Raw genomic sequence first — 749 nt, 5'->3', positions numbered from 1 at the left:
TGCTTACCAGCCTAGAAGAGCAGGCGATATCTTGGCTCACAAGTTACTATCAAAAAAATGCTGATATTCAGGTTATCAAGAACGCACACCAATTAGAGACAGACTCGATTTTGGCGCAATGCCGAAACGGCCTTAACGAGCGTAAAAAGGTGATACTCACCGCCCAGTTCCGTAGCCAACTTCCTATCATCAATATCGCTTCACTGTGTAATGAGCAGCGCAAATCACTCATCAATATTGAGCTATCAGGTTGGGATGAAGAGCAGCGACTTCCTCAGTCGTTTAGTAGTTTTTAGCTGATCGTCTGTGTTATTAGGCAGAGTGTTTCTGTAGCCAACTGATCCAGACATCCACTTAATCCCCACTCTGAATAAATACTATTATATTTTAATTTAAAATTGATAACTTGCTTTGAATCCAAGCCAAATTTGGTTGAGAAATTCAGAGTATAGACCTGATTAATCGTTATAACTATTATCCTAAATGAAGACACGTTGTGCTTTTTGAGTGTGACTTATCTCACTACCTTAGTGTTTAGCCTGAAATTTAAGTAATACAATAGCACTAGATCACGGTAACCAAGTAGTTCTGTGAATACAATGCGAATCATAGAAATTCACAATGACGTGGCTCTTTCTGCTTTTAGCTCTATAACAGAGAGTGTCGATTACTAGGGTAATGAATAACATGAAAAACACACTCAAAACTTGTTTCTTGGCCGCAGCGGTATCGGTAGCATTCGGCGCAAA

1 protein-coding gene is annotated in these 749 nt (G+C 39.5%); it reads left to right on the top strand.

The window, feature by feature from the left end; translation table 11 throughout:
- Positions 1-296: hypothetical protein (locus KIV40_RS31165; RefSeq protein ID WP_285353171.1), on the top strand; the 296-nt coding region annotated here is incomplete at its 5' end.
- Between the last annotated feature and the right edge of the window lie 453 nt (positions 297-749).

This window comes from Vibrio sp. D173a (assembly GCF_030248475.1).
This window is presented reverse-complemented; position numbering and strand designations above follow the sequence as displayed.